This is a genomic window from Methylobacterium sp. 001424705 (assembly GCF_059816145.1).
The window spans coordinates 191,794-215,132 of the sequence record NZ_JCBANU010000002.1 but is presented as its reverse complement, the minus strand read 5'-3'; the positions used below and the strand labels follow the sequence as shown (position 1 = coordinate 215,132).

Here is a 23,339-nt window from a genome sequence, read left to right as displayed (position 1 = left end):
CAGGACGACGTGAGCCGTCCGGCGTCTGGGGGCGCTGCGTCGCGACGCACCGCGTGCTTTGGAGACACGCGAAGCGCAGCGGGCGCGAGAGCACCCGGAAGCTGCCTTGGATTGGAAGGGAGGACCCCCACCGCACGCCGGGCAAAGAGAAACAAGCCTCTTCGGTGCCGGCCTTTGGAGGGCCGACGAGACCAAAAAAGCCCGTTCGTCGTTGCTTTAAGCTGCGTCCCCCGTGGAGAGCGGGGTTCGCCGGTTTCGCCTCCGGCTGCCGGTTGTTGTCGGGGTCCGGTGTTGCCACCTGGATGCCGGCCGGAGGGAATCCACCCTGTCGACCATCGATCCTTTAAGACCCCTGGCGGCTGTCCGGCAGTTGGCCGGATGCCCACCAACCGACACGCGGCCACAGGCACGTGCGAAATTGGGCAAGGCGCATATACGGTCAGGGTGTTCTCCCCACAAGGGAAAACCGCGATCTTTCACCCGAAACCGGGTTGTCTTCCTGGGCTGTTGCAGAAACGCCGCGGACACCGCCGCCCGGCCGACGATGGGCCCTTCCCAAGCCCGTGCGGACGGGCCATCAAGCGCACGGTTTTCCCACAGGCGCACCGGATCGCAGGACGATGTCAAAACCCAACCGGCGCAGAATCGTGCAGGGACTCGCGGCCACGACTCTCCTGGCAGCAACCGGGGAGGCGCGGGCTCAACGCCGCGAGGGGCGCCCGGAGACCCCGTTCGGCTTCGCCGACGTGGAGCGCCGGGCGCAGGACCTGGCCAAGGTCGCCCATGATCCGCGCGTCCCGGCCCTGCCGGCACCAATCGCCAAGCTCGACTACGACGCCTGGCGCGACATCCGCTTCAAGCCCGACAAGGCCTTCCTCGGGGAGGGGAGCCCGTTCCGGCTCCAGCTCTTCCATCTCGGCTTCCTCTACACCCGTCCGGTGACGGTGAACCTCGTGCGCGGTGGCGTGGCGACGCCAATCCCCTACCAGTCGAGCCTCTACGACATGGGGCGCACCAAGCTCGACAAGGCGTTGCCGGTCGATCTCGGCTTCGCCGGTCTGCGCATCCATGCGCCGCTGAACAAGCCGAACCTGCTCGACGAGCTCGTCGTCTTCCTCGGGGCCAGCTACTATCGCTTCCTCGGACGCGATCAGCTCTACGGGCTTTCGGCCCGGGGGTTGGCGGTCAACGTCGAGGGGCAGGGCGGTCCGGAGGAGTTTCCGGTGTTCCGCGAGTTCTGGGTGGGCGCGCCGGAGAAAGCCGACGATGCCCTGACGCTCTACGCGCTCCTCGACAGCCCGTCGCTCACCGGCGCCTACCAGTTCACCGTGACGCCGGGTGACGAGACCAGCGTGGCGGTGCGCGCCACCCTGATCCCGCGGGTCGACCTCGCGACGGTGGGCCTGGCACCGCTCACCTCGATGTTCTTCATCGGCGAGAACGACCGCCGCCACGCCGACGATTACCGGCCGGAGCTTCACGACTCCGACGGGCTTCAGATCGCGGCGGGCAGCGGGGAATGGCTGTGGCGCCCGCTGCACAATCCGCGCGACCGGCGCATCTCCAGCTTCATCGACCGCGACCCGAAGGGCTTCGGGCTGATGCAGCGCGATCGGACCTTCGAGACCTACCAGGACCTCGAAGCCTCCTACGACCGCCGGCCCGGCTATTTTGTGGAACCGGACGGCCCCTGGGGGGAGGGCGCGGTGATGTTGATGGAGCTGCCCACCGACACCGAGACCAACGACAACGTCGTCGCGTGCTGGCGGCCGGCGAACCCCTATCCGGCGGGCACGCCGGTCCCAATGTCCTACCGGGTTCGCGCCGTCGGCGGCGCCCCGCTCCATCCGGGGGGGCGCGTGATCAACACGTTCAGCGTCGCCCCAATGGCCAGCGGCACCGCCAAGGCCGAAGAGGCCAAGGGCGGCCTGACGCGGCGCTTCCTCGTGGATTTCGCCGGCGGCGACCTCGACTACTATCGCGCCGATCCGAGCCGGGTGGAGGTGGTGGCCAGCACCTCCACCGGCCACATCACGCACAGTTCGGTGACGCCGAACCCGCATATCCGCGGCCTGCGGGCCGCTCTCGACGTGACCCTGGAGGCGCCGGGCCAGGCGACGGACCTGCGCGTCTTCCTGCGGGCCTCCGGCCGTGCCCTGTCGGAAACCTGGGTCTATCCCTGGACGGCCCGGTGAGGGCGCCCTCGATCCAGCCCGATCCGGCGCCGGTGGTAGAGATCCGCCCCGCGACCCTGGCCGACCTCGACGCCCTGGTGGCCCTCGAACACGCCGCCTTCGCCAGCGACCGTGCCGAGCGGCGGGCGATCCGCCACGCGATCCGCTCGGCCAGCATGTCGCTTCTCGTCGCGCTCACCCACGACGCGGCGGGGCAGGCAACCCTGGTGGGCTCCGCCACCCTCGAGCGCCGACGCGGCAGCCGCAGCGCTCGCCTCTCTTCCATCGCCGTGTCCCCGGCGCGGGCCGGTCTCGGGCTCGGCAGCCTCGTCCTCGATGCCGCCGAAGCGGATGCGCGCTCTCATGGCTGCGCACGCCTGCGCCTCGAGGTCCGAGCCGACAACGGTGCCGGAATCCGGCTCTACGAACGGCGGGGCTACACGCGCTTCGCCGCCATCCCGGATTACTACGAGGATGGCATGGAAGCCTGGCGCTACGAAAAGACCCTCTGAAACGCGAAAGCCCGCCCCGGTTGGACCGGAGCGGGCGTTGCAGCCATCCGAACTCGGACGCTGGGTTCAGTCGCAGCTCTCCTTGGTGACCGTCTTGCGGTCGCCGAGATCGTTCTCCTTGGTCACGGTCTTCGAGGAGCACCCGTCGCTGGATTCCCGGCGCTCGACCGTGCGGCTCTCGGTGGACGGACGGTCGACAACGACGGTGTCGGGCGCATCGCGGCGGATGACCGTGGTCTCCGCCTGCACGGCCGAAGCGCCGAACAGCGTTGCCAGGGTGAGAGCGGCGATGATGGGGTTGCGCATGAACATCTCCCTTCAGGAAATTCTGTTGCCACAACGGCGTTCATCGAGAAACCGTTCCGCTTGTTTGCTGGTGGACCAGCCGGAATCTCTTGCGGCTCCTTCGCGCGGTGAACGATGTCCTGCCGACTTTGCCGAAGACCTTACGCAACGGCCTCGGCGATGACGGTGGCGAAGGGCGTCGTCGGCCGGCCGATCAGATCGCTCAGGGCGTGGCCGTCCTCGTACAGAGCATCCCGGGCGGCGCCGGCATCGGAATCCGCGAGGAGGCGCGCGACGCCTTCCGGAAGGCCTGCCGCGAGGAGAGCCGCCGCGTAGTCCGCGGGTGGGAGATCCTGGTAGCGGAGCGGCCGGCCGGAAGCCCGCGCGGCTTCCGCCGCGAAATCGGGCAGGGTGTAGGCCTCGTCTCCCGCCAGTTCGTAGATGCGTCCGGCCGTCTGAGCGCCGGTGAGCACCACGGCGGCGGCCTCGGCGTAGTCGGCACGGGCGGCGCTGGAGATCCGGCCCGTCCCGGCGCTTCCGAACAGGACGCCGTGCGAGAGGGCCGGCGGCAGGGACGCCGTGTAGTTCTCGGTGTACCACCCATTGCGCAGGATGACGGTGGCCAGGCCGGACTCTCCGAGGATGGCCTCGGTGGCGCGATGCTCCTGCGCGAGACCGAGCGGCGAGGTGTCCGCGTGCAGGAGGCTCGTGTAGGCGATCAGGCCGATACCCGCCTGGGCGGCGGCCGCGATGACGTTCCGGTGCTGAGCCACGCGCTGACCGATCTCGCTGGAGGAGATCAGCAGCACCCGGTCGATTCCCGCGAAGGCCTCCGCGAGGTTTTCCGGGCGGGCGTAGTCGGCCACGCGCACCGCGACGCCCTGTGCGCGAAGGTCCTGCGCCGCCGGGCCTTCGCCCTGCCGGACGCCGGCGACGATCCGGGCGGCGCGCACCCGCCGCAGGAGGGCCGCGATGACGAGCCGTCCGAGTTGGCCGGTGGCTCCAGTGACGAACAGTCTCGATGACGGGATCTGGGACATGTCGGGCTACCTCGTGGTTCTGACTCTCCACAAGGTCTATAAAAGAGACCGACAGGCCCCGTAAGGCGGCAGGTTTTCGAACCCTGGTTACCCGGAGAGAACCGCCCATGACCGATGGCCCCGATCTCGCGGAGCGGTTCGCGGCTTGGCAGAATCTCGCCTTCGACCCGCATCACTGCCCGGTCCGCGACGTGCTAAGTCACCTCGGGGACAAGTGGACGACCCTCATCATCGCGTCCCTTGCCGGCGGCACTCGCCGGTTCGGCGCCATCCACCGGGTGATCCCCGACATCTCGAAGCGGATGCTGACCCAGACCCTGCGCGACCTGGAGCGCGACGGCCTCGTCACACGGCGCGTGTTTCCCACGAGCCCACCCAGCGTCGAATACAGCCTGACGCCCCTGGGCGGTTCGTTGCTCCGGCCCCTCGCCGGGTTGGTGGATTGGGCAGAGCGGAATCACCCCGCCATCCGCGCGGCTCGGACACGGTTCCAAGCCGAGCCGTGAGGGGCTGAATCCGGCCGCTCAGCCCTCGATGCGCGAGAAGTCCGCGACCTCGCGGGTCGCCGCCCGCAAGGCGTTGAGCAGGGCCAGGCGGTTCTCGCGCAGGGCCGGATCATCGGCATTCACCGTGACCCGCTCAAAGAACGCATCCACCGGAGCGCGCAGCGTGGAGAGAGCCTGCATGGCTACTGCGAAATCCTCCGCCGCAACGGCCGCCGACGCAGTCTCGCGCGCCGCCGCCAGGGCTTCGGCGAGGGCCCGCTCCTCCGGCTCGCCACGGGCGGCCAGGACCGTGTCGGGGGCAGCGTCGTAGGGTCGACCGTCCTTCTTCTCCTCGATGCGCAGGATGTTGGCGGCGCGCTTGTAGCCGGCCAACAGATTCCGGCCGTCGTCGGTCTCGAGGAAGGTGCCGAGGGCCTCGACACGGCGGACCACCATCAGCAGATCGTCCTGGCCCGGCAGGGCGAAGACGGCGTCGATGAGGTCGTGGCGGGCGCCCTTGTCGCGCAGGTAGACCTTCAGGCGATCGGCGAAGAAGGTGAGGAGGCTCGCGGCATCCGCGTCAGCGGCGCTCGCTGGCGCGTCGTGCTTCGCCAGGTTGCCATAGTTCGCATGGCCGTCGGCGGCGGCTTGATAGCCGTCGCGAAGCAGCGACAGCTTGACGGTGTTCTCGATGAGCAACCGGATCACTCCGAGCGCCGCGCGGCGCAGGGCGTAGGGGTCCTTGCTGCCCGTCGGCTTCTCGTCGATGGACCAGAACCCTACCAGGGTGTCGAGCTTGTCGGCGAGCGCCACGGCCACGGCGACGGCATCGGTGGGGACCCGGTCGGAAGGACCGACCGGCTTGTAGTGGTCCTCGACCGCCGCTGCGACGCTCGAAGGTTCGCCCTGCAGTGCCGCATACTTGCGCCCCATCAGACCCTGAAGCTCGGGAAACTCGCCGACCATCTCGGTGACGAGGTCGGCTTTGGCGAGCGTCGCAGCACGCTCGGCCTGGTCCGGGTCGGCGCCGACCAGGGGAGCCAGCTCGCGGGCCAGGGCCGCGATGCGCTGAACGCGCGCGCCCTGCGTGCCGAGCTTCTCGTGGAACACGATGCTGTCGAGCTTCGGCAGCCGGTCCTCGAGGCGGATCGCCTTGTCGGTCTCCCAGAAGAACTTGGCGTCCGACAGCCGGGCGCGCACCACCCGCTCGTTACCGGCAGTGATGGCAAGGCCACCGTCACTGGCGACCAGATTCGAGGTCAGGACGAAGGCCGGCGCGAGGGTGTCGGTGCCGGCTTGGCGCAGGACGAAGCACTTCTGGTTGGCCCGGATGGTGGCGCGGATGGCCTCGGCAGGGATGTCGAGGAAGGCCTCGTCGAAGGAGCCCACCAGCACCACGGGCCATTCGACGAGGCCGGCGACCTCCTCCAGCAGCCCCTCGTCCTCCACCAGTTCGAGGCCCCGCGCGAAGGCGAGGACGCGGGCGTCGTGCAGGATGATGTCCTTGCGCCGCTCCACGTCGAGCACAACCTTCGCGCGCTCCAGGGCCTGCACGTAATCGTCGAAGCGCCGGACCTCGATGGCCTCCGGCGCCAGGAATCGGTGGCCGTAGGTCGTGGTGCCGGCAACGATGCCGTCCACCGCGAACGGCACCACGTCCGGCGTCTCGGTCTCCGGTCCGAAGGTGGCCACGATGGACTGGAGCGGACGCACCCAACGGAGGGCGCCCGGTTGTGCCGAGGCCTTGCCCCAGCGCATCGATTTTGGCCACGGGAAGCCGCGGATGATCTGCGGCAGGATCTCGGCGAGGACGTCGAGGGTCTCGCGCCCGGGCCGCTCGATCACCACGACGTAGAAGTCGCCCTTCTTCGGGTCGGTGACGATGGTCGCCTGATCGAGGCTCGCCAGCCCAGCGCTCTTCAGGAAGCCCAGGACCGCGCCCTCCGGTGCCCCGACCCGGGGCCCTTTGCGCTCCTCGCGCACGTCCTGGCCGCGCGGCGGCAGGCCGGCCACGTGCAGCGCCAGCCGGCGCGGCGTGGCGAAGGCCTTGGCGCCCTCGTAGAGGAAGCCGCGCTCCACGAGGGCGTCGGTGACGAGCTTCTTCAGGTCGTCGGCCGCCCGCCGCTGCATGCGGGCGGGAATCTCTTCGGAGCGCAGTTCGAGAAGGAGGTCGGGCATGGGATCAGGCGGCGTCCAGGTAATGGTTTTCGGGGTGACGGGCGCGGTCGGCGTTGCGGATCACGCCGCGCCACCACCCGCCGTGCGCAGGTACGCCGCCCCGCAGGCCTTCGCGAGTTCGCGCACCCGCAGGATGTAGCTCTGGCGTTCGGTCACCGAGATGACGCCCCGGGCGTCGAGCAGGTTGAAGACGTGGCTCGCCTTGATGCACTGGTCGTAGGCCGGCTGCGCCATCCGGTGCCGGCCGGTCTCGTCCTCCGGCGCACCGGCGTCGAGATAGGTCCGGCAGGCCTTTTCCGCGTCGGTGAACTGGCGAAACAGCATGGCGGTGTCCGCCGCCTCGAAGTTGTGGCGGGAATATTCCTGCTCGGACTGGAGAAAGACGTCGCCGTACGACACCCGATCCTCGCCCGTCCCACCATTGAAATTCAGGTCGTAGACGTTCTCGACGCCCTGGACGTACATTGCCAGCCGCTCAAGCCCGTAGGTGAGTTCGCCCGCCACGGGGGCGCACTCGAAGCCGGCGACCTGCTGGAAATAGGTGAACTGGCTCACCTCCATGCCGTCGCACCAGCACTCCCAGCCGAGGCCCCAGGCCCCGAGGGTTGGGCTCTCCCAGTCGTCCTCGACGAAGCGGATGTCGTGCAGCTTCAAGTCGACCCCGATGGCGTCGAGGGAAGCGAGGTAGAGCTCCTGCAGGTTGGGCGGGTTCGGCTTCAGGATCACCTGGAACTGGTAATAGTGCTGCAGCCGGTTCGGGTTCTCGCCGTAGCGGCCATCCTTCGGCCGCCGCGAGGGCTGGACATAGGCGGCCTTCCAAGGCTTCGGGCCGAGCGCCCGCAGGGTCGTCGCCGGGTGGAAGGTACCGGCACCGACTTCCATGTCGTAGGGCTGCAGGATCACGCAGCCCTGCGCCGCCCAGAATCGCTGCAGGGTCAGGATCAGGCCCTGGAACGAGGTTTTGGGCGCGAGATCGACGGCGCTCGACATGGGTTTTCCGGTCCGTGGAGGGGCGGCCAGCGTTTAAGAGGCGGCCCGGTCGTGTCAAGCGACGGCACCGCACCATGGGCGTGCGTCACCACACACAATTCGGCCACGATCTGCCTTAGCGGTGGAACGGTCTCGCTTGCTGCCAAGTTTATTCGGCAATCAAGGGGTTCTCACCGTCCTCAAGGGCGGTCGACAATTTGGAACATCGCGCCATGCGCTCGTCCTTCACAGTCTTCGCCGCCCTCGTCGCAGCATCCCTGGTGGCCACCCCGCTGGTGATCACGGCGTCAAACGCGCTCGCCACGGCGGAGTATTCGGATACGGTCACGATGCCCGCCGCCGTGACGCCGATCGAGGTCGCGGCCGTGCCGGCCCCCGCCGTTGCCGAGACCTGCGCCCGGAAGGTCCGGGTGGTCTATGCCGGTTACGGCACCGAGAGCTGCAAGCGCTGAAATTTGCAAACGCTGAGATCCTACAAGCCGTAGCGGGCGAAGGCCGCGCGATCCTCGATCGCTGCCAGGACTTCGCCCGCGACGCTGCTGCCGGGCGCCGAGCGCCGCAACAGTCGGGCGACGAGCGAGCCCTTCTTCTCGGCGATAAAGACGAGGTCGACCTTGTCGCCGTAGCGTGCCTGCAGGGTCGAGCGGGCATCCCCCAGGCCGTCGACGAGACCCAGCGGTAGCGCCTGCTGGCCGGTCCAGACAGCCCCCGTGAACAGGTTCTCGCCATTAGGCGCGAGCTTCGGGCGGCGGGCGCCGACGAGGGCCGTGAATAGGGCCTGCACGTCCGTCTGGATGGCCTTGAGACGCGCCACGTCGGCCGGATCCTCCGGACGGAACGGGTCGAGCATCCCTTTGGCCTCGCCCTGGGTGTGCACCCGGCGATCGATGCCGATGCGCTCGATCAGCCGATCGAATCCGAACCCGGCCGAGACGACGCCGATCGATCCGACCAGCGACATCGGATCGGCGATGATCTCGTCGGCCGCGCAGGCGATCATGTAGCCGCCGGACGCCGCCACATCCTCCACGAAGGCCAGGACCGGGAGCTTCTTCTCGACCGCCAGGGCGCGGATGCGCTGATGGATCAGGTGCGATTGCGCCGGAGCGCCGCCGGGTGAGTTGATGACCAGCGCGACAGCGGCGATGCCGGGCGTCGCGAAGGCGCGATCGAGGCTGCTCGCGAGACTGCCGATCGAAAGTCCGGCGCGGAACGGCGACACGGCGCCGATCGCCCCGCTGAGCCGCAGGACGGCGACGCGCGGCTCCGCACGGCGCCAGCGTCGGGGAAGCAGCGCGCGCAGGGGACCAGGCAGGGAAACGGGCATGCGGCCTCGACTCGGATCGGAGGAGCGGAAGGGTGTTGCGCGTCGGCCACGGAGGGCAGGATCGCTCGAGCGGTGAGGTGGGGCGGGGCGAACCCTTTTGCCAGCGTCGCCGTTGTCGCCTCACGCCGCCGCATCGTGGCGGCCCGCGCGCCTCCCGGGGAGGCCCGCGCAGCAGCGAAGGAGACGCGACCATGCGCATGATGCGTTGGATGGCCCTGGCACTCGGCATGCTGGCCGGTGCGATGGGATTTGGAGCGACGGCGACCGCCGCGCCGATGCCCGTGGCGGGTATCGAGGCCGGTGCGCAGGCCCCCCTGGTGGCGCAGGCCCGGTGGCACGGACATCGGCGTCATTGGCATCACCGCCGGCACTGGCACCATCGCCACCACGGGTATCGCCGCCACCATTGGCGCCGGCACCACGGCTGGGGCCACCGCCATCACGGCTGGCATCGGCCTTATCGGGTCCGGACGTTCTACTGAGCGCGCCCCTCAGGAGACCTCGACGCCGGCATCGACCCACCCGCGACCCTCGTGAAGGGCCGCGGCGTGCGGGGTGAAGCGGCCCTCGTCGTCATGAAGGACGACGGGCGGCAGGAGCCGCAGCGGAGCCCGGCTTCCCTTCACGCCGCTCACGAGGATGCGGATCGCCGGCTGATTCCGCTTGGCGTGGACCGGCCGGATCGCCAGCGCGCCGAAGCGGCCGCGGGCGGCGTCGAGGCAGGCGGGGAGGTGATCCGCCCGGTGGATCAGGCCGAGCCGACCCTGTGGGCGGAGCAGATCGACGCAGCTGCGCATCCAGGCCTCGATCCCGCCGTCCGAAAAGGTATGCGCGCTGGCTTTGCCGATCACGGGGGAGGGCCGGTGCCGTCCGGGCTCGAAGTAGGGCGGGTTCGTCAGGAGGAGGTCGGCGAGGCCGGGCGTCAGGCCATCGGCCTGCCGACGCAGTCCGGGCGCCAGCACGTCCGCCTCGATGACCGTCGTCCGGTTAACCAAGCCATTCGCCTCGGCGTTGCACCGGGCGTAAGCCGCCAGGTCCGGGTCGCGTTCCACCAGCACCACGCGGCAGTCGGGGCTCCGCAGGGCCACCGCGAGGCCCACCGCACCGCTCGCCGCCCCGACGTCGCAGACGACCGCACCGGGCTCGGGTGCCAGGAGCCCCGCCAGAAGGACCGCGTCCGTGCCGGCCCGATGCGCGCCGCGCGGCGGCTGGATCAGGCGAAGCCGTCCGCCGAGCCAGAGATCGGCCCCGGGCTCAGGCATCCCGCAACTCGTGGGCGAGGCCCGCATCCGTGAGGAGGCGGCGCGCCTGCATCGCCTGATCCCGCGGCACCAGGAGACGCCGCGCGAAGGCGCCGATGGAGCCTTCGAGAAGGCTCATGTGCTGGTCGGCGACGAGGGCCGGAATGGCTGCGGCCTCCAGGATCGACTGGGCGAACCTGATCAGGACCACGTCGTTGCTGCGAATGAGTTCGGTCATACAAGCTCTCCCCGGCGCCATCCCGGGCACCGCCTACGGATGTATAGCTTGCGGCATGGTGCGTGTTGCAGCGTCTCCGGGCGCATGCGATGGGGTGTCACGGACGCGGTCGATTGGATCGCGCCGCGTTGGCGTAGGGAAGCGGGAGGCCTCAAGGTCTTGGGCGTCGTAGTTCCGATCGATGAGAGAAGTCCCGATCCCGAGGCGAGCCTGGCCGACCTCGTCGCCCTGGTGTCCGGTGGGATGGAGCGCGTCAACGCGACGATCCTGTCCCGCACCGGATCCGACGTCCAGATGATTCCCGAAGTCGCCAACCACCTGATCTCCTCGGGCGGCAAGCGCCTTCGGCCGATCCTCACGCTCGCGACCGCCGATCTCTGCCACTATGTCGGCGACGGCGCGGTGAAGCTCGCCGCCAGCGTCGAGTTCATGCACACCGCGACCCTCCTGCACGACGATGTGGTCGACGGCAGCGACATGCGTCGCGGCAAGGTGGCGGCCCGCATCAAGTGGGGGAACGAGGCCAGCGTCCTGGTGGGCGATTTCCTCCTCGGCCAAGCCTTCCGCATGATGGTGGAGGTCGGATCGCTGAAGGCCCTCGACATCCTGTCGGCGGCGGCCACCATCATCGCCGAGGGCGAGGTGATGCAGCTCACCGCGGCGAAGAACACAGAAACGAGCGAGGCCGAGTATCTCGCGGTGATCAGCGCTAAGACGGCGGAGTTGTTCGCCGCTGCCTGCGAGGTCGGTCCGGTCCTGGCTCAGCGCGACGCCGCCGAGCAGGCAGCCTGCCGCGCCTACGGCATGAACCTCGGCATCGCCTTCCAGCTCATCGACGACGTCCTCGATTACGGCGGCACCAGCGATACCCTGGGCAAGAATGTCGGCGACGATTTTCGCGAGGGCAAGATCACGCTGCCCATCGTCCTGGCGGTGCGTCGTGCCACGGGTAGCGAGCGCGGCTTTTGGAAGCGGACGCTCGAACTCGGCGAGGTCACGGACAACGATCTCGAAACAGCGCGCGCCATCCTGCGGCGTCACGGCGCCCTGGAGGAAACGATGGCGCGCGCCCGCCTGTACGGCGACCGGGCCCGGGATGCCCTGAAGACGTTTGCACCGAGCCCGATGAAGCACGCCCTGCTGCAGGTCGTCGACTTCTGCATTGCCCGGGCGCACTGAGCGTCCCGGCGCAGCGTCGGATCGTCAGGCTGCCGCCTGGCGCATGACCGGCGGCGGAGCGAGGGCCACGCGCTCGCAATCGGTGACCTCGGACGTTTCGGCCGGGGACGGCGCGATCACGATCCGGCCAGCGTCGTCGGACCATTGCGTGAGAAGACCGTCGGTGGTGGCCTTGTCCATGGGTCGCCCGAAGAGGTAGCCCTGGCCGTAGGTGCACCCCTGGCCGGCAAGCCAATCGACGCTGGTCCCGCTCTCGATGCCCTCGGCCGTGGTGAGAAGGCCGAGGCTGGAGCCCAGGGCGATGATCGCATCCACGAGCTTGGCGCGCTCGCTGCTCAGCCGCATCGATTCCACGTAGCTGCGATCGATCTTCAGCTTGTCGAACTGCAGTTCGCGCAGATGGTAGAGGCTGGAATATCCGGTCCCGAAATCGTCGAGGGCGATGCGGACGCCAAAGCTCTGGAGCGACTTCAGGGCGGTCCGCGCCGCTTCGAGATCGTTGACCAGGGCCGTCTCGGTGATCTCGATCTCCAGGCGTCCCGGTGCGAACCCCGTCTCCGTCAGGATGCCGAGGATCTGCTCGGGCAGGTGCGGATCGCGCAGCTGCAGCGGTGAGATGTTGATCGCCAGCTGGAGATGGGCCGGCCAGAGCCGAGCGTCCCGGCAGGCCCGGCGCATCAGCGACCAGGTGAGTTCGGCGATCAGACCGGTCTCCTCGGCCAGGCTGATGAAATCGGCCGGGGTCAGGACGCCCAGCCGGGGATGATTCCAGCGGGCCAGCACCTCGAACCCAATGAGATCGCGGCCGGGCAGCGACACCACCGGCTGGTAGAACGGCTCGATCTCGCCCTGCTCGATGCCGACCCGCAATTCCCCTTCAAGTCGGGCGCGTGCCTTCAGGGCCTGACCCATGTCGAGATGGAAGAACCGGTAGGTCCCGCGCCCATCCCGCTTGCCCTGGTACATGGCGACATCGGCGGCGTGCAGCAGCGCCTCGGCGGTGCGGCTCTCCTCCGTCGCCGTCGCGATTCCGATGGTGGCGCCGATCTCGAGACGGCTCTGGGTCCAGGCGATCGGCTGAGAGAGCGAGGCGATGATGCCCTGCGCGAGCCGCGCCAGAGCTTCCGGATCGCTGTCGGTATCGAGAAGAAGAGCGAACTCATCGCCCCCGAGGCGCGCGACGAGGCTCTGGGGCGGCGCGAGGGCCCGAAGGCGATCGGCGATGACGCAGAGGACGGCGTCGCCCGCGGCATGACCATGGACGTCGTTCACCGGCTTGAAGCGGTCGAGATCGATCAGCATCACGGCGACCCGCGGGAGACCGGTGGCCACGCGGATGCGCGCCGCGAGGGTTTCGCCGAACAGCCGGCGGTTGGCGAGACCCGTCATCGCATCGTGGCGTGCGACGGCCTCGGCATGCGCCTCGGCCCCGTCCCGATCCTGCATCGCCTTGCGCAGCTTGAACGACTTGCGGATGGCCGCCACGACCACGCCTAGGCTCATGCAAAGGGACAGCATCAGCAGATCTTGAAGCTGATGCGTCCGGGTCGCGTCGATGAGAACCGTGAAGAACCCCAGCTGGGTGCCGACGATCCAGATGCAGGAGCCGATCATCATCAGGCACAGGAGTTCTCGGAGCTCGCCCTCTCCCCACGAGTTGTTTTTTTGGTCGGGCATGCACCGCTCCTTGCGCGCGCCGATCCTGCAGCCTCAAACCTTGAGCGAGCGTAAAGCTGACGTCTGAAGTCGGCGCCGTTGCACGGAAAGTTGCTATCCCACCAAGAGGGCGAATGCTTAGCGCAGCATTACTGCCGTGACCCACCAGCCTGGATGAACTGCCGCGATGCTGCGTGCGGCGCGGGCCGCCTCGGACCGATGCCCGAAAATTCCGAACACCGTCGCGCCGGACCCCGACATTCGCGCCAAGCGGCATCCGGGGGCGGCCCGCAGGGCCCCGAGCGCCACGTCGATTACCGGGGCGAGGCTCCGCGCCGGGGTTTCGAGGTCGTTGCGGGCAGGGGTGATCGCGCGCAGGAGGGCCTCCGCCCCGAGACCGGGGGCGATGACGGGATGCGCGCCGGTGCCGTGGCGATCGCCGACCCCGAGCCCGAGCGCGCGGAACACCGGCGCAGTCTCGACCGGGACGCCCGGATTGATGAGGACCGCCGGCAGCGGGGTCATATCCAGGGCGGGTCCGACGGCTTCGCCGGCGCCCGCCATCATGCGGGCGCGTGGGACGAGACAGACCGGGACATCGGCGCCGGTGGCACGGGCGGCCGCGATCAAGTCCGGATCGTCGGGGGCGATGTCGTTCAGGCGGCCCAGAAGGCGCAGGGCCGCCGCGGCGTCGGAGGAGCCGCCGCCGATGCCTGCGGCGACGGGCAGGCGCTTCACAAGATGGAAGGTGCCCTGGCGGAGACCGGGACGAAGGCGGGCGAGGTGACGCGCCGCGCGGATGACGAGGTTGTCGTCGAGGGGGCCGGCCGGGCCGGCCGTCGGCCCCGAAACGGTCAGCGCCAGGTCGGGACCCGGCTCCAGGCTGAGCGTGTCGCCGGCGCCGGTGAAGACCACGAGACTTTCGAGCTCGTGATAGCCGTCGCCGGCCCGGCGGCCGAGGACGTGAAGGGTGAGGTTGATTTTCGCCGGAGCGCGGGTGACGAGGAGGGGCACGGACACTCGGGGCTCACGGGTCGGGCAGTCGCGGGGCCGGTCTGGCCCCGCGACGCGCATTCCGTCAAGCCTTCGGGCCGATCAACCGCCGCTCTTCTTATCGGCCGCGCCCGGGGGCTCGTTCGGGGCCGGGGCGCCCTTCGGCAGCTCGGGGTTCACCTTGCTCTCGAGCGGATTCTCGGCGGTGGCGGCGGGCTTCTCGAGTTCCGGCAAGCCGTCCTTGAGCTTGGCATTGATCTTCTCGAGGTCGTCCGGCTCTGGGTTCAGGTCCTTGGCGTGCTGCCATTGGAACTTGCCCTCCAGGCGACGCCCGGCGCGCCAGTAGGCGTCGCCCAGGTGGTCGTTGATGGTCGGATCGCCGGGCTTCAGCTCGATCGCCTTTTCCAGCTCGCGCACCGCGTCGTCCCAGCGGCCGAGGCGGAAATAGGCCCAACCCAGGCTGTCGATGATCATGCCGTCGCGCGGGGCCGCATCGACGGCCTGCTTCAGCATCGTGAAGGCCTCGTCGATGTTCATGTTCTGGTCGACCCAAGAATAGGCGAGGTAGTTCAGCACCTGGGCCCGGGCGCCGGGCTGGCTCGCGGGAACCAGCTCAAGGGCCTTCTTCAGGTCGGCCTCGGCCTTCGGCCACTGCTTGGCGCGCTCGTAGGCGGTTCCCCGGAAGTAGAACGTCGTCCAATAATTCGCGGCCGGCTTGTCGCCGATCAGCGCGATGGCACGGCTGTAGGTCTCCGCCGCCTCCTCGTACTTCTTGCGCGAACGCTGGACGTTGCCGAGCGCCGTGACGACGTCGATGTCGTCCGGATGCGCCTTCATCGCGGCATCGAGATGGGCGATGGCCTCGTCGCCCTTGCCCATCTGCTCCAGGTTCAGTCCGACCTGGACGTCGGCATTGAGGCGCAGGGGCGAGGTGGTGGGGATCTGCGAATAGGCCTCGTTGGCCCGCTCGGTCTGCTTCATCCGGTCGAGGATGTCGGCAAGGGTGAGCCGCGCGAGGGCGTGCTCGGGGGCGAGGTAGAGGGCGAGGCGCAGGTAGACCACCGCCGGCAGTTCGTCGCCCTGGGTCGAGCCGGCCGAGCCGAGACCGTACAGCACCTCGCCCGCGCCCTCCTGCGCCGAGTTGACGAGGCGGCTGAGGGGTTTGCCCTCCTTCAGCTTGGTCAGGGCATCGCGCACGATGGGGTGGCGCGGCAGCAGCTTGTCGAACTCGGTATAGGCCTGGATCGCGAGGTCGGTGCGGCCGGCCTGGGCCTCGAAGCGCGCATAGGCGTCGACGATGCGCAGGGTGTTGCGGTCGGCGTCGTAGGCGGCCTTGAGGCGGCGCTCGGCTTCCGCCTGATCGCCGACGAGGCTGGCGATCAGCCCGGCATGGAAGTCGCGGAAGGTGTTGTAGTAGCGTTCGCCCTTGAGCTTGTTGATGGTCTCCAGCGCGCGCTTGCCGTCGTTGGCCCCGGCGAAGGCCCACGCGGTGAGCAGCGTCCCGGTCAGGTCGGCGGCGGCCCCCCGGCCGCTGCGCGCGAAGTTCTGGCGGGCCTGGGCGAACTGTCCCGCCTTGATCTGGCGCACGCCGAGGGCGAGCTGGGCGAGGCCGTTCGAGCCGTCGCGGCTGGTCAGCCGTTCGGCGGCCCGGAAGGCGTCCGGCAGGGAGCCGTCGGCGAGCAGCGACACGAAGGCGCGCTCCAGCAGCTCGGCGTTGCGGGGATCGGCCTTCACGGCCTCGCGGTAGTAGCTCGCGGCGGCTGCGGTGTCCTTGGAGGCACCGGCGATGTAGGCCGAGAGGAAGTTGCCCTCCAGCGACTCCGCGGGCTCGTATTCGGAGATCGGAGCGGATTCCCGCGGCTGAGCCGCGTAGGCCGCCGGCGAGTTCGCGAGGCAGACGGCGAGGGCCGAGAGGACCCGGCGGCCGGTCCGGCTGGTTTTGGCTGTTCCGTTCATGGGCACCGATCACGGCTCCTGCGCACCGGCCATCTCGGTGGCCGGGCTCGTTCGGGGCGGGACACTGGACTCTTACCGCCATCCTCGCAAGGCATAAGGATGGCGGCCCCTGCGCCCGCCATCCCCCCTCATTCGACCGTGATCCGGGCGGCGGACCGGCCCCCTCACATGTTCGGGTAGTTCGGCCCGCCCGGTCCTTCCGGGGTCTCCCAGTTGATGTTCTGGTTCGGATCCTTGATGTCGCAGGTCTTGCAGTGGACGCAGTTCTGGGCGTTGATCTGGTAGCGTACGCCGTCGCTGGCGCCGGCATCCTCCACCCATTCGTAGACGCCGGCCGGACAGTAGCGGGCAGACGGGCCACCGTAGACGTCGTGCTCGGAGGCCTTCTGCAGCTCCATGTTCCGCACCTTGAGGTGGGCCGGCTGGTCCTCCTCGTGGTTGGTGTTCGACAGGTAGACCGAGGAGAGTCGGTCGAAGGTCAGCTTGCCGTCGGGCTTGGGATAGACGATCGGCTTCACCTCGCTCAGCGGCTTCAGCGTCGCGTGGTCCGGCTTCCCGTGGCGCAGCGTTCCGAAGGGCGAGGCGTCCAGGATGGTGTTCGACCACATGTCGAGCCCGCCGAGCCCGACGCCGACGAGCGTGCCGTACTTCGACCAGAGCGGCTTGACGTTGCGCACGCGCTTCAGATCCTGGCCGATGGCGCTGTCGCGCCAGCCGTTCTCGTAGGTCTCGAGCTCGTCGCCCTGCCGGCCGGATTCGAGTGCCTGCGCCAGGGCCTCGGCCGCCTGCATGCCGGAGAGGACCGCATTGTGCGAGCCCTTGATGCGGGGCACGTTCACGAAGCCGGCGGAGTCGCCCACGAGGCAGCCGCCCGGGAACACGAGCTTCGGCACCGACTGCCAGCCGCCCTCCATGATGGCGCGCGCGCCGTAGCCGATGCGCTTGGCCCCGTCGAAGGTCTCGGCGATCATCGGGTGGGTCTTGAAGCGCTGGAACTCCTCGAACGGCGAAAGGGTCGGATTCTCGTAGTTCAGGTGCGTGACGAAGCCGACCGAGAGCAGGCCGTCGTCGAAATGGTAGAGCCAGGAGCCGCCGCCGGCCTTGTTCGGCAGGGGCCAGCCCATGGTGTGCTGCACGAGGCCGGCCTGGAACTTGTCAGGGGCGAGCTGCCAGAGTTCCTTGACGCCGAGGCCGTACTTCTGGTGGTCGCTGTAAGCGTTGAGCTTGAAGCGATCGATCACCGTCTTGGTCAGCGATCCGCGCGCGCCCTCACCGAAGACCGTGTACTTGGCCCGCAACTCCATGCCGCGGGTGTAGTCGTCGCGCGGCTCACCGGACTTGCCGATGCCGAGGTCGCCCGTGGCGACGCCCACGACGACGCCGGATTCGTCGTAAAGCACCTCGGATGCCGGGAAGCCCGGGTAGATCTCGACGCCGAGCTCCTCGGCCTTGGCGCCGAGATACTTCGTCACGTTCGAGAGCGAGCCGACGAAGTTGCCGTGGTTCGACATCAGCTTGGGGAAGAACAGGTTTGGCATGGTGAGGCCGCTGTTCTTGGTCAGGAACATGAACTCGTCGCGCGCGACCGCCGTCTTGAGCGGGCGCGCCTCGTCCTGGCGCCAGCCGGGCAGCAGGCCGTCGAGGCCCGAGGGATCGATCACCGCGCCCGACAGGATGTGGGCACCGACCTCTGAGCCCTTCTCCACCACGACGATGCTGGCATCGGCGGATAACTGCTTGAGGCGGATGGCGGTCGCGAGCCCGGCCGGCCCGGCCCCCACGATGACCACGTCGAATTCCATCGCCTCGCGTTCGGGCAGCGCCATCCGTCATCCTCCTGTGAGGCCCTGCTCTGCCGCGGGGCCCTCGTCATTCGTCCCGATCGTCCGTCTATGGACCGACGATCCCGTGTCCGGCGATCACTCTCAACCCATTCCAACCTGAGAACGCAAGCGGCGCCAAGGTCTCGGGGGCAGCGGGTGACGATGTCGCGCGGTTCAAAAGGCAGTGCGCAGCGTCGCACGCCCGGTTGTCCACAACTGCGTGAGGCGCCACATCGGGATCATGAGCCAGAGCGACGACCGACAGCGGGATCTCATCGCCAGCCTCGATTTTCACGTCGAGGCCGGACTCGACCTCTTCCTCGACGAGGCGCCCCACGATCGCTTCTCGGAGGCCGAGGCGCCCGAGCCGATGATGGCGCCCCCCGCACGGCCCGCGCCTTTGCGCGACGCACCGGCCCCGCCGCGCCCACCCTTGCCCGGCGCCGGCATGGTTCTGGCCGATTTGCCCCAGCGCGGCGCGGCCCCGCCGCCGGCCCGGACCTTCGGCCAGTCGGCCGCGTCCAAGCCGGGGGAGGCGGCCGGCGATGCCCGTGCGCGGGCCCGCGACGTGCAGAGCCTCGACGAGCTGGAGGCGCTGCTCGCCGGCTTCGATGGTTGCCCGCTGAAATTCACCGCCAAGAACCTCGTCTTCGCCGACGGCAATCCGGCGGCGAAGCTGATGTTCATCGGCGAGGCCCCGGGGGCCGACGAGGACCGCGTCGGCAAACCCTTCATGGGCCGTTCGGGCAAGCTTCTCGACCGCATGATGGCGGCCATCGGCATCGACCGGACGAACGCTTACGTCACCAACATCGTGCCGTGGCGGCCGCCGGGGAACCGCAACCCGACCCCGCAGGAGGTCTCGATCTGCAGGCCGTTCATCGAACGGCAGATCGAACTCGCCGATCCGGACCTCATCGTTTGCCTCGGCAGCCCGGCGACGCAGGCGATCACCGGCACCAAGGACGGCATCTTGAAGGCGCGCGGTCGCTTCTACCCCTACCGCGTCGGGAGCCGCGAGATCCGTGCCCTGGCGACGCTGCATCCGGCCTATCTCCTTCGCCAGCCGCTGCAGAAGCGCCTCGCCTGGCGGGACTTCCGGACCTTGCGCGCCGCCCTCGACGGGAAGGCCTGAGCCCGCTCGGGCCGGCGCCCAAGCGGAACCGTATCCCGTAGCTGCGACTTACTTCACGCGGCCGTGTGTGACGCCGCGTGGCCGGACAGGGTGTAACGAGATCATGCGCTGGGAAGATTTCCGCTCGTCGGACAATGTCGAGGATCGGCGCGGCGAAGGTGGCGGCGGTGGTGGGTTCGGCTTTCCCGGCGGCGGAGCCGGTGGCCTTGGCATCGGCACCATCGTGATCCTGTGCATCATCGGCTGGGTCACGGGCATCAACCCGGCGGTCCTGATCGGCGGTGCCGAGCAGATGTCCGGCGGCGGACGCCCGCGCCAGGAGCAGGTCGACCCCCAGACCCAGACCCAGGCCCAGCGCAAGACCAAGCCGACGGACGAGAGCGGGCGCTTCGCCGCCGCGATCCTCGGCAACACCGAGGACGTGTGGAAGGAGGTCCTGCCGAACCAGACGGGCCGCCAGTACCGCCCGACCGCGATGGTGCTCTACACCGGCGGCACCCGCAGCGGCTGCGGCTCGGCCCAGGCCGCCATGGGGCCGTTCTACTGTCCGATCGACAAGAAGGTCTATCTCGACACTTCGTTCTTCAAGGAGATGGAGCAGAAGTTCGGCGTGAAGGGCGACTTTGCCTACGCCTACGTCATCGCCCACGAGGTCGGCCACCACGTGCAGGACGAACTCGGCATTCTCGGCAAGGTCCAGGGCCGCCAGCAGAACGCGTCGAGCAAGACCGAGGCGAACCAGCTGTCCGTGCGCACCGAGCTCATGGCCGACTGCCTCGCGGGCGTCTGGGCCAAGAATTCCAACGACAAGTATAACGCTCTGGAGCAGGGCGACATCGAAGAGGCGATGCAGGCGGCGAGCGCCATCGGCGACGACAAGCTTCAGAAGCAGTCGCAGGGGTATGCCGTGCCGGATTCCTTCACGCACGGCTCATCCGAGCAGCGGATGCGCTGGTTCATGACCGGCTATCGCAGCGGACAGACGAAATCCTGCGACACGTTCCGGGCCGCGCGGAACTGAGCTGCAGCCGGCGCGCTGTCGGGGGGCGGGACTTTCGCGTAGGATCAGTCCCGTCCCGCTCGCGTTCGGTTGAAGGCATTCCAAGATGGTCGCATCCGACAAGACCCGCAGCTTCATCCCGCTGGCCATCGCGGTCCTCACGGTATCGGATACCCGCAGCGAGGGGGACGACCGCTCCGGCGACACCCTCGTCGAGCGCCTCACGGCAGCGGGGCACACCCTGGCCGCCCGCGCCATCGTCCCCGACGAGGTCGAGGCGATCCGCGGACAGGTCGAGCGCTGGAGCCGTGACCCAGCCGTCGACGTGGTCATCACCACGGGCGGCACCGGTTTCACGGGTCGCGACGTGACGCCCGAGGCCATCGAGCCCCTGTTCGAGAAGCGCATGGATGGTTTCTCGGCCGTCTTCCACCGCATTTCCTACGACAAGATCGGAACCTCGACCTTGCAGTCGCGCGCCACGGCGGGCGTCGCGAACGCGACATACATCTTCGTTCTACCCGGCTCTCCCGGCGCCTGCCGCGACGCCTGGGACGGCATCCTGGCCGCGCAGCTCGACTATCGCCATCGGCCCTGCAACTTCGTCGAGATCATGCCCCGCCTGGACGAGCACCTGCGTCGCGGCGCTTCTATCTCGGTGTAGGCGGGACGGTCGACCCGCGATCCGCGGCGATTACGCCCGGTCGAGGCGCGCCGCGAGCGGACGGGCCTTCAAACGGCGGATGAATTTCGGGCCCACCAGCAGGCGTTCGCGGCGCACCAGATCGCCTGGGCGTGGAGCGTTCACGCCGATGACGCGCTCCCCTCCGGCGGCCAGGCGTGCCGGCAGGCCGGTATGGGGGCGGCGCAAGCGGGCCAAAGACACCTCCGGGCGGGCCGTCCCAATGAAGCGATCCAGAAGACGGATCCAACCCTCGGCGGGAACATCGCCGGCCTCGAGACACAGGACCCAGTCCCGGCGCGCGATCTTCGCACCGGCCGACCAGGGCGACGACCCACGACCACGCAGAACGACCGTCGCGCCGGTCGCCTCGGCCACGGCCTCGATCATCGCATTCGCGACCGGCACGACGATCACCGCGTCACCGACGAGTCCCGCCGCAACTCCGGCAACCAGCGCGCCTAGCGTATCGGCGAGGTGATCGACGGAATCGGGGTCGGCAGGCCGCGCCACGGAGATGAGAGCCGAAAGCATGCGCGCGCATACCGTATTTTCGCGTAGCGCCAAGCCACCTCGCGGCGACGCAGAGGACGCAAATGGGTAGAAACGCGACACGACACGCGTTCTGCCTGAAATTTTTGCAGCGCTCCGAAGATTTGTTCATGATACGTTCTCGTCCGATCTCAACGGATGAACCCCGCCCATGCCAGCAGACGCCACTCGCCCATCGTCCGCCGGCCCCGCGGCTGCGCGACGCCTCGGCGAGACCACACCGCAGCCGATGGGGCGGCGGGGCCGGGGTGCCACGGCCAATCCGAGCGGACAGTACGAGGCGGCCCGACGGGAAACCTTCGACGACGGCTGGTCCGGCAACGAGGAGGCGGTCCCCGTCCGGACCGAGGTGCGGCCGGAGCATGCCCGCACGCTGATCACCCGCAACACCTCGCCCGACATCTCGTTCGATCGCTCGATCAATCCCTACCGCGGCTGCGAGCACGGCTGCGTCTACTGCTTCGCTCGTCCGAACCACGCCTATGTCGGCCTGTCACCGGGCCTCGACTTCGAGACCAAGCTGTTCCGGAAGGTGGGTGCCGGCGCTCTGCTCGAAGCGGAGTTGTCGGCACCGGGCTACCGTCCCGCCACCATCGCCCTGGGCACCGTCACCGATCCCTACCAGCCGATCGAACGGGAGCATCGCGTCACCCGCGCGGTGCTGGAGGTCCTGGCGCGGTTCCGCCACCCGGTCGGCATCGTGACGAAATCGAATCTCGTCGTGCGCGATCTCGACCTCCTCACCGACCTCACGCGCGACGGTCTCGTGAAGGTCGCGATCTCGGTGACCACCCTCGATCCCGTCCTGGCACGCCGGCTGGAGCCCCGCGCGCCGCATCCGCAAAAGCGCCTGGACGCGATCGCCCGCCTGAGCGCCGCGGGCATTCCCGTGATGGTCATCGCCGCGCCGATCATCCCTTCGTTGAACGACCACGAGCTCGAGGCGATCCTCGCCCGGGCCCGGGCGCTCGGCGCCGTGGAGGCGAGCCACGTACTCCTACGCCTGCCGCTCGAACTCGATGACCTGGTGAACGACTGGTTCGCCGAGCATTACCCAGGTCGCCAGCGCCACGTCATGTCGCTGGTCCGCGCCGCGCGGGGCGGAAAGGCCTATGACGCCGCTTTCGGCACGCGGATGACCGGCACCGGCGCCTATGCCGACCTGATCCGCCAGCGCATGCGGCTCGCCCGGCAGCGCCTCGGCTATCCCGAAGTCCGTCGTCGCCTGCGCGTCGACCTGTTCAGGGTTCCGCGCGACCAGTTGAGCCTGTTCTGAGATCGTAGGCGCGCGTGAAGCTGAGCCGATGATGGGGCGAGCGGCCGCGGTGTGCGAGGCCGGCGAGATGGGTGCGCGTGCCGTAGCCGACGTTGCTCGCCCAGCCGTAGTCCGGGTAGCGCCCGGCCAGCCGACGCATCAATGCGTCGCGCAGGGTCTTGGCCACGATGGAGGCGGCGGCGATCTGCGGCACCAGCCGGTCGCCGCCCACCACGGCGCGGCCGGGGAGGGCGAGTCCCGGAATCGTGTCGCGGCCGTCGACCCAGACCGGTGCGTCGAGATGCAGGCCGAGGACCGCGCGCCGCATGGCGTCGAGGGTGGCGGCGCGGACGTTGATCCGGTCCACCAGCGCGCGCGATCCGGCCGCCACCGCGACGCGGGCGCGCGCCCGGATGAGTGGAGTCAACGCCTCGCGCTCGGCCGCCTTCAGGCGCTTGCTGTCGTCGAGACGCGCCAGAAGCTCGGGCGGGAATGCAGCCGGCGCGAACCACACCGCCGCGACGATCACCGGGCCGCAGAGGGCCCCCCGCCCAACCTCGTCGCAGCCGATCACGGCCGGGTAGGTCTCCGCCAGGCGCGGGTCGAAGGGCGGCATCGGGCAGGGTCCGGGCAGGGGG

The 23,339-nt window shown here is 69.1% G+C and carries 23 protein-coding genes; 10 read left to right on the top strand and 13 right to left on the bottom strand.

The window, feature by feature from the left end:
- Positions 1-620 precede the first annotated feature (620 nt).
- On the top strand, positions 621-2,195 hold the full coding sequence (locus AC6EUL_RS03230) for an OpgD/OpgG family glucan biosynthesis protein (RefSeq protein WP_499868802.1): 1,575 nt from the start codon (positions 621-623) through the stop codon (positions 2,193-2,195).
- The gene (locus AC6EUL_RS03225) at positions 2,192-2,686 is read left to right on the top strand and encodes a GNAT family N-acetyltransferase (RefSeq protein WP_499868800.1); all 495 of its coding nucleotides are present in this window, start codon (positions 2,192-2,194) and stop codon (positions 2,684-2,686) included. Before AC6EUL_RS03230 ends, AC6EUL_RS03225 begins: the two co-directional genes overlap by 4 nt.
- A 66-nt stretch (positions 2,687-2,752) precedes the next feature.
- On the opposite strand, the gene AC6EUL_RS03220 is transcribed toward AC6EUL_RS03225, so the two are convergent.
- Positions 2,753-2,992: a hypothetical protein gene (locus AC6EUL_RS03220; RefSeq protein WP_056211425.1), complete on the bottom strand. Its 240-nt coding sequence runs from the start codon at positions 2,990-2,992 to the stop codon at positions 2,753-2,755.
- Between the two features lie 140 nt (positions 2,993-3,132).
- Positions 3,133-4,011 (bottom strand): SDR family oxidoreductase, encoded by an 879-nt coding sequence (locus tag AC6EUL_RS03215; protein WP_499868798.1) that lies wholly within the window; start codon positions 4,009-4,011, stop codon positions 3,133-3,135.
- Positions 4,012-4,118: 107 nt separating this feature from the next.
- Between AC6EUL_RS03215 and AC6EUL_RS03210 the strand changes: the two genes are divergently transcribed.
- A complete protein-coding gene (locus tag AC6EUL_RS03210; protein WP_499868796.1) occupies positions 4,119-4,517 on the top strand; it encodes a winged helix-turn-helix transcriptional regulator in 399 nt (132 codons plus the stop codon).
- Between the two features lie 18 nt (positions 4,518-4,535).
- Here the strand turns inward: AC6EUL_RS03210 and glyS are convergent, their stop codons facing one another.
- Together glyS and AC6EUL_RS03200 are read right to left on the bottom strand one after the other, a co-directional pair.
- Positions 4,536-6,674 carry a glycine--tRNA ligase subunit beta gene (gene glyS / locus AC6EUL_RS03205; RefSeq protein ID WP_499868795.1) on the bottom strand — a complete coding sequence of 713 codons (2,139 nt, stop codon included), beginning with the start codon at positions 6,672-6,674 and terminating at the stop codon, positions 4,536-4,538.
- Between the two features lie 60 nt (positions 6,675-6,734).
- Complete coding sequence (locus tag AC6EUL_RS03200; protein ID WP_499868794.1) at positions 6,735-7,664, bottom strand: glycine--tRNA ligase subunit alpha; 930 nt, start codon at positions 7,662-7,664, stop codon at positions 6,735-6,737.
- Positions 7,665-7,876: 212 nt separating this feature from the next.
- On the opposite strand from AC6EUL_RS03200, the gene AC6EUL_RS03195 reads away from it, so the two are divergent.
- The gene (locus tag AC6EUL_RS03195) at positions 7,877-8,116 is read left to right on the top strand and encodes a hypothetical protein (protein WP_056353684.1); all 240 of its coding nucleotides are present in this window, start codon (positions 7,877-7,879) and stop codon (positions 8,114-8,116) included.
- A 20-nt stretch (positions 8,117-8,136) separates the two neighbouring features.
- Here the strand turns inward: AC6EUL_RS03195 and AC6EUL_RS03190 are convergent, their stop codons facing one another.
- A complete protein-coding gene (locus AC6EUL_RS03190; protein ID WP_499868793.1) occupies positions 8,137-8,991 on the bottom strand; it encodes a S49 family peptidase in 855 nt (284 codons plus the stop codon).
- 191 nt (positions 8,992-9,182) lie between these two features.
- On the opposite strand from AC6EUL_RS03190, the gene AC6EUL_RS03185 reads away from it, so the two are divergent.
- Positions 9,183-9,473 (top strand): twin-arginine translocation (Tat), encoded by a 291-nt coding sequence (locus tag AC6EUL_RS03185; RefSeq protein WP_200927201.1) that lies wholly within the window; start codon positions 9,183-9,185, stop codon positions 9,471-9,473.
- 9 nt (positions 9,474-9,482) lie between these two features.
- Here AC6EUL_RS03185 and AC6EUL_RS03180 read toward each other — a convergent pair whose 3' ends face one another.
- Positions 9,483-10,253 carry a tRNA1(Val) (adenine(37)-N6)-methyltransferase gene (locus tag AC6EUL_RS03180; RefSeq protein WP_499868792.1) on the bottom strand — a complete coding sequence of 257 codons (771 nt, stop codon included), beginning with the start codon at positions 10,251-10,253 and terminating at the stop codon, positions 9,483-9,485.
- Complete coding sequence (locus AC6EUL_RS03175; protein ID WP_499868791.1) at positions 10,246-10,470, bottom strand: putative signal transducing protein; 225 nt, start codon at positions 10,468-10,470, stop codon at positions 10,246-10,248. Before AC6EUL_RS03175 ends, AC6EUL_RS03180 begins: the two co-directional genes overlap by 8 nt.
- A gap of 159 nt (positions 10,471-10,629) precedes the next feature.
- Between AC6EUL_RS03175 and AC6EUL_RS03170 the strand changes: the two genes are divergently transcribed.
- The gene (locus AC6EUL_RS03170) at positions 10,630-11,649 is read left to right on the top strand and encodes a polyprenyl synthetase family protein (protein WP_499868790.1); all 1,020 of its coding nucleotides are present in this window, start codon (positions 10,630-10,632) and stop codon (positions 11,647-11,649) included.
- A gap of 24 nt (positions 11,650-11,673) precedes the next feature.
- Here the strand turns inward: AC6EUL_RS03170 and AC6EUL_RS03165 are convergent, their stop codons facing one another.
- The 4 genes from AC6EUL_RS03165 to AC6EUL_RS03150 form a co-directional block, all read right to left on the bottom strand.
- A complete protein-coding gene (locus tag AC6EUL_RS03165) occupies positions 11,674-13,326 on the bottom strand; it encodes a putative bifunctional diguanylate cyclase/phosphodiesterase (protein ID WP_499868789.1) in 1,653 nt (550 codons plus the stop codon).
- A 117-nt stretch (positions 13,327-13,443) separates the two neighbouring features.
- Positions 13,444-14,319, bottom strand: a complete 876-nt coding sequence (locus AC6EUL_RS03160; RefSeq protein ID WP_499868899.1) for a 4-(cytidine 5'-diphospho)-2-C-methyl-D-erythritol kinase — start codon at positions 14,317-14,319, stop codon at positions 13,444-13,446.
- A gap of 81 nt (positions 14,320-14,400) precedes the next feature.
- Complete coding sequence (locus AC6EUL_RS03155) at positions 14,401-16,254, bottom strand: tetratricopeptide repeat protein (RefSeq protein WP_499868788.1); 1,854 nt, start codon at positions 16,252-16,254, stop codon at positions 14,401-14,403.
- Positions 16,255-16,418: 164 nt separating this feature from the next.
- Positions 16,419-18,080 carry an electron transfer flavoprotein-ubiquinone oxidoreductase gene (locus AC6EUL_RS03150; RefSeq protein WP_056210961.1) on the bottom strand — a complete coding sequence of 554 codons (1,662 nt, stop codon included), beginning with the start codon at positions 18,078-18,080 and terminating at the stop codon, positions 16,419-16,421.
- Between the two features lie 238 nt (positions 18,081-18,318).
- Between AC6EUL_RS03150 and AC6EUL_RS03145 the strand changes: the two genes are divergently transcribed.
- The 3 genes from AC6EUL_RS03145 (at position 18,319) to moaB (ending at position 20,876) form a co-directional block, all read left to right on the top strand.
- Complete coding sequence (locus AC6EUL_RS03145) at positions 18,319-19,212, top strand: uracil-DNA glycosylase (RefSeq protein WP_499868897.1); 894 nt, start codon at positions 18,319-18,321, stop codon at positions 19,210-19,212.
- Between the two features lie 103 nt (positions 19,213-19,315).
- Entirely contained in the window at positions 19,316-20,233 is a 918-nt protein-coding gene (gene ypfJ / locus AC6EUL_RS03140) for a KPN_02809 family neutral zinc metallopeptidase (protein ID WP_499868787.1), read from the top strand.
- 85 nt (positions 20,234-20,318) lie between these two features.
- Positions 20,319-20,876: a molybdenum cofactor biosynthesis protein B gene (moaB, locus tag AC6EUL_RS03135; protein ID WP_499868786.1), complete on the top strand. Its 558-nt coding sequence runs from the start codon at positions 20,319-20,321 to the stop codon at positions 20,874-20,876.
- 30 nt (positions 20,877-20,906) lie between these two features.
- On the opposite strand, the gene AC6EUL_RS03130 is transcribed toward moaB, so the two are convergent.
- On the bottom strand, positions 20,907-21,428 hold the full coding sequence (locus tag AC6EUL_RS03130; RefSeq protein ID WP_499868785.1) for a hypothetical protein: 522 nt from the start codon (positions 21,426-21,428) through the stop codon (positions 20,907-20,909).
- Positions 21,429-21,597: 169 nt separating this feature from the next.
- Here AC6EUL_RS03130 and AC6EUL_RS03125 point away from each other — a divergent pair, with 169 nt between their 5' ends.
- Positions 21,598-22,722, top strand: coding sequence for a PA0069 family radical SAM protein (locus AC6EUL_RS03125; protein ID WP_499868784.1), 1,125 nt, complete (start codon positions 21,598-21,600; stop codon positions 22,720-22,722).
- Here AC6EUL_RS03125 and rnhB read toward each other — a convergent pair.
- The gene (gene rnhB, locus AC6EUL_RS03120) at positions 22,688-23,317 is read right to left on the bottom strand and encodes a ribonuclease HII (RefSeq protein WP_499868783.1); all 630 of its coding nucleotides are present in this window, start codon (positions 23,315-23,317) and stop codon (positions 22,688-22,690) included. The two genes, AC6EUL_RS03125 and rnhB, sit on opposite strands and share 35 nt — an antisense overlap.
- Between the last annotated feature and the right edge of the window lie 22 nt (positions 23,318-23,339).

Bases quoted from the DNA above. Each gene is read 5' to 3' on its own strand.
- AC6EUL_RS03230 (WP_499868802.1), top strand. From the start codon at position 621: ATGTCAAAACCCAACCGGCGCAGAATCGTGCAGGGACTCGCGGCCACG.
- AC6EUL_RS03220 (WP_056211425.1), bottom strand. From the start codon at position 2,992: ATGCGCAACCCCATCATCGCCGCTCTCACCCTGGCAACGCTGTTCGGC.
- AC6EUL_RS03215 (WP_499868798.1), bottom strand. From the start codon at position 4,011: ATGTCCCAGATCCCGTCATCGAGACTGTTCGTCACTGGAGCCACCGGC.
- AC6EUL_RS03210 (WP_499868796.1), top strand. From the start codon at position 4,119: ATGACCGATGGCCCCGATCTCGCGGAGCGGTTCGCGGCTTGGCAGAAT.
- glyS (WP_499868795.1), bottom strand. From the start codon at position 6,674: ATGCCCGACCTCCTTCTCGAACTGCGCTCCGAAGAGATTCCCGCCCGC.
- AC6EUL_RS03200 (WP_499868794.1), bottom strand. From the start codon at position 7,664: ATGTCGAGCGCCGTCGATCTCGCGCCCAAAACCTCGTTCCAGGGCCTG.
- AC6EUL_RS03195 (WP_056353684.1), top strand. From the start codon at position 7,877: ATGCGCTCGTCCTTCACAGTCTTCGCCGCCCTCGTCGCAGCATCCCTG.
- AC6EUL_RS03190 (WP_499868793.1), bottom strand. From the start codon at position 8,991: ATGCCCGTTTCCCTGCCTGGTCCCCTGCGCGCGCTGCTTCCCCGACGC.
- AC6EUL_RS03185 (WP_200927201.1), top strand. From the start codon at position 9,183: ATGCGCATGATGCGTTGGATGGCCCTGGCACTCGGCATGCTGGCCGGT.
- AC6EUL_RS03180 (WP_499868792.1), bottom strand. From the start codon at position 10,253: ATGCCTGAGCCCGGGGCCGATCTCTGGCTCGGCGGACGGCTTCGCCTG.
- AC6EUL_RS03175 (WP_499868791.1), bottom strand. From the start codon at position 10,470: ATGACCGAACTCATTCGCAGCAACGACGTGGTCCTGATCAGGTTCGCC.
- AC6EUL_RS03165 (WP_499868789.1), bottom strand. From the start codon at position 13,326: ATGCCCGACCAAAAAAACAACTCGTGGGGAGAGGGCGAGCTCCGAGAA.
- AC6EUL_RS03155 (WP_499868788.1), bottom strand. From the start codon at position 16,254: ATGAACGGAACAGCCAAAACCAGCCGGACCGGCCGCCGGGTCCTCTCG.
- AC6EUL_RS03150 (WP_056210961.1), bottom strand. From the start codon at position 18,080: ATGGCGCTGCCCGAACGCGAGGCGATGGAATTCGACGTGGTCATCGTG.
- AC6EUL_RS03145 (WP_499868897.1), top strand. From the start codon at position 18,319: ATGAGCCAGAGCGACGACCGACAGCGGGATCTCATCGCCAGCCTCGAT.
- ypfJ (WP_499868787.1), top strand. From the start codon at position 19,316: ATGCGCTGGGAAGATTTCCGCTCGTCGGACAATGTCGAGGATCGGCGC.
- moaB (WP_499868786.1), top strand. From the start codon at position 20,319: ATGGTCGCATCCGACAAGACCCGCAGCTTCATCCCGCTGGCCATCGCG.
- AC6EUL_RS03130 (WP_499868785.1), bottom strand. From the start codon at position 21,428: ATGCTTTCGGCTCTCATCTCCGTGGCGCGGCCTGCCGACCCCGATTCC.
- AC6EUL_RS03125 (WP_499868784.1), top strand. From the start codon at position 21,598: ATGCCAGCAGACGCCACTCGCCCATCGTCCGCCGGCCCCGCGGCTGCG.
- rnhB (WP_499868783.1), bottom strand. From the start codon at position 23,317: ATGCCGCCCTTCGACCCGCGCCTGGCGGAGACCTACCCGGCCGTGATC.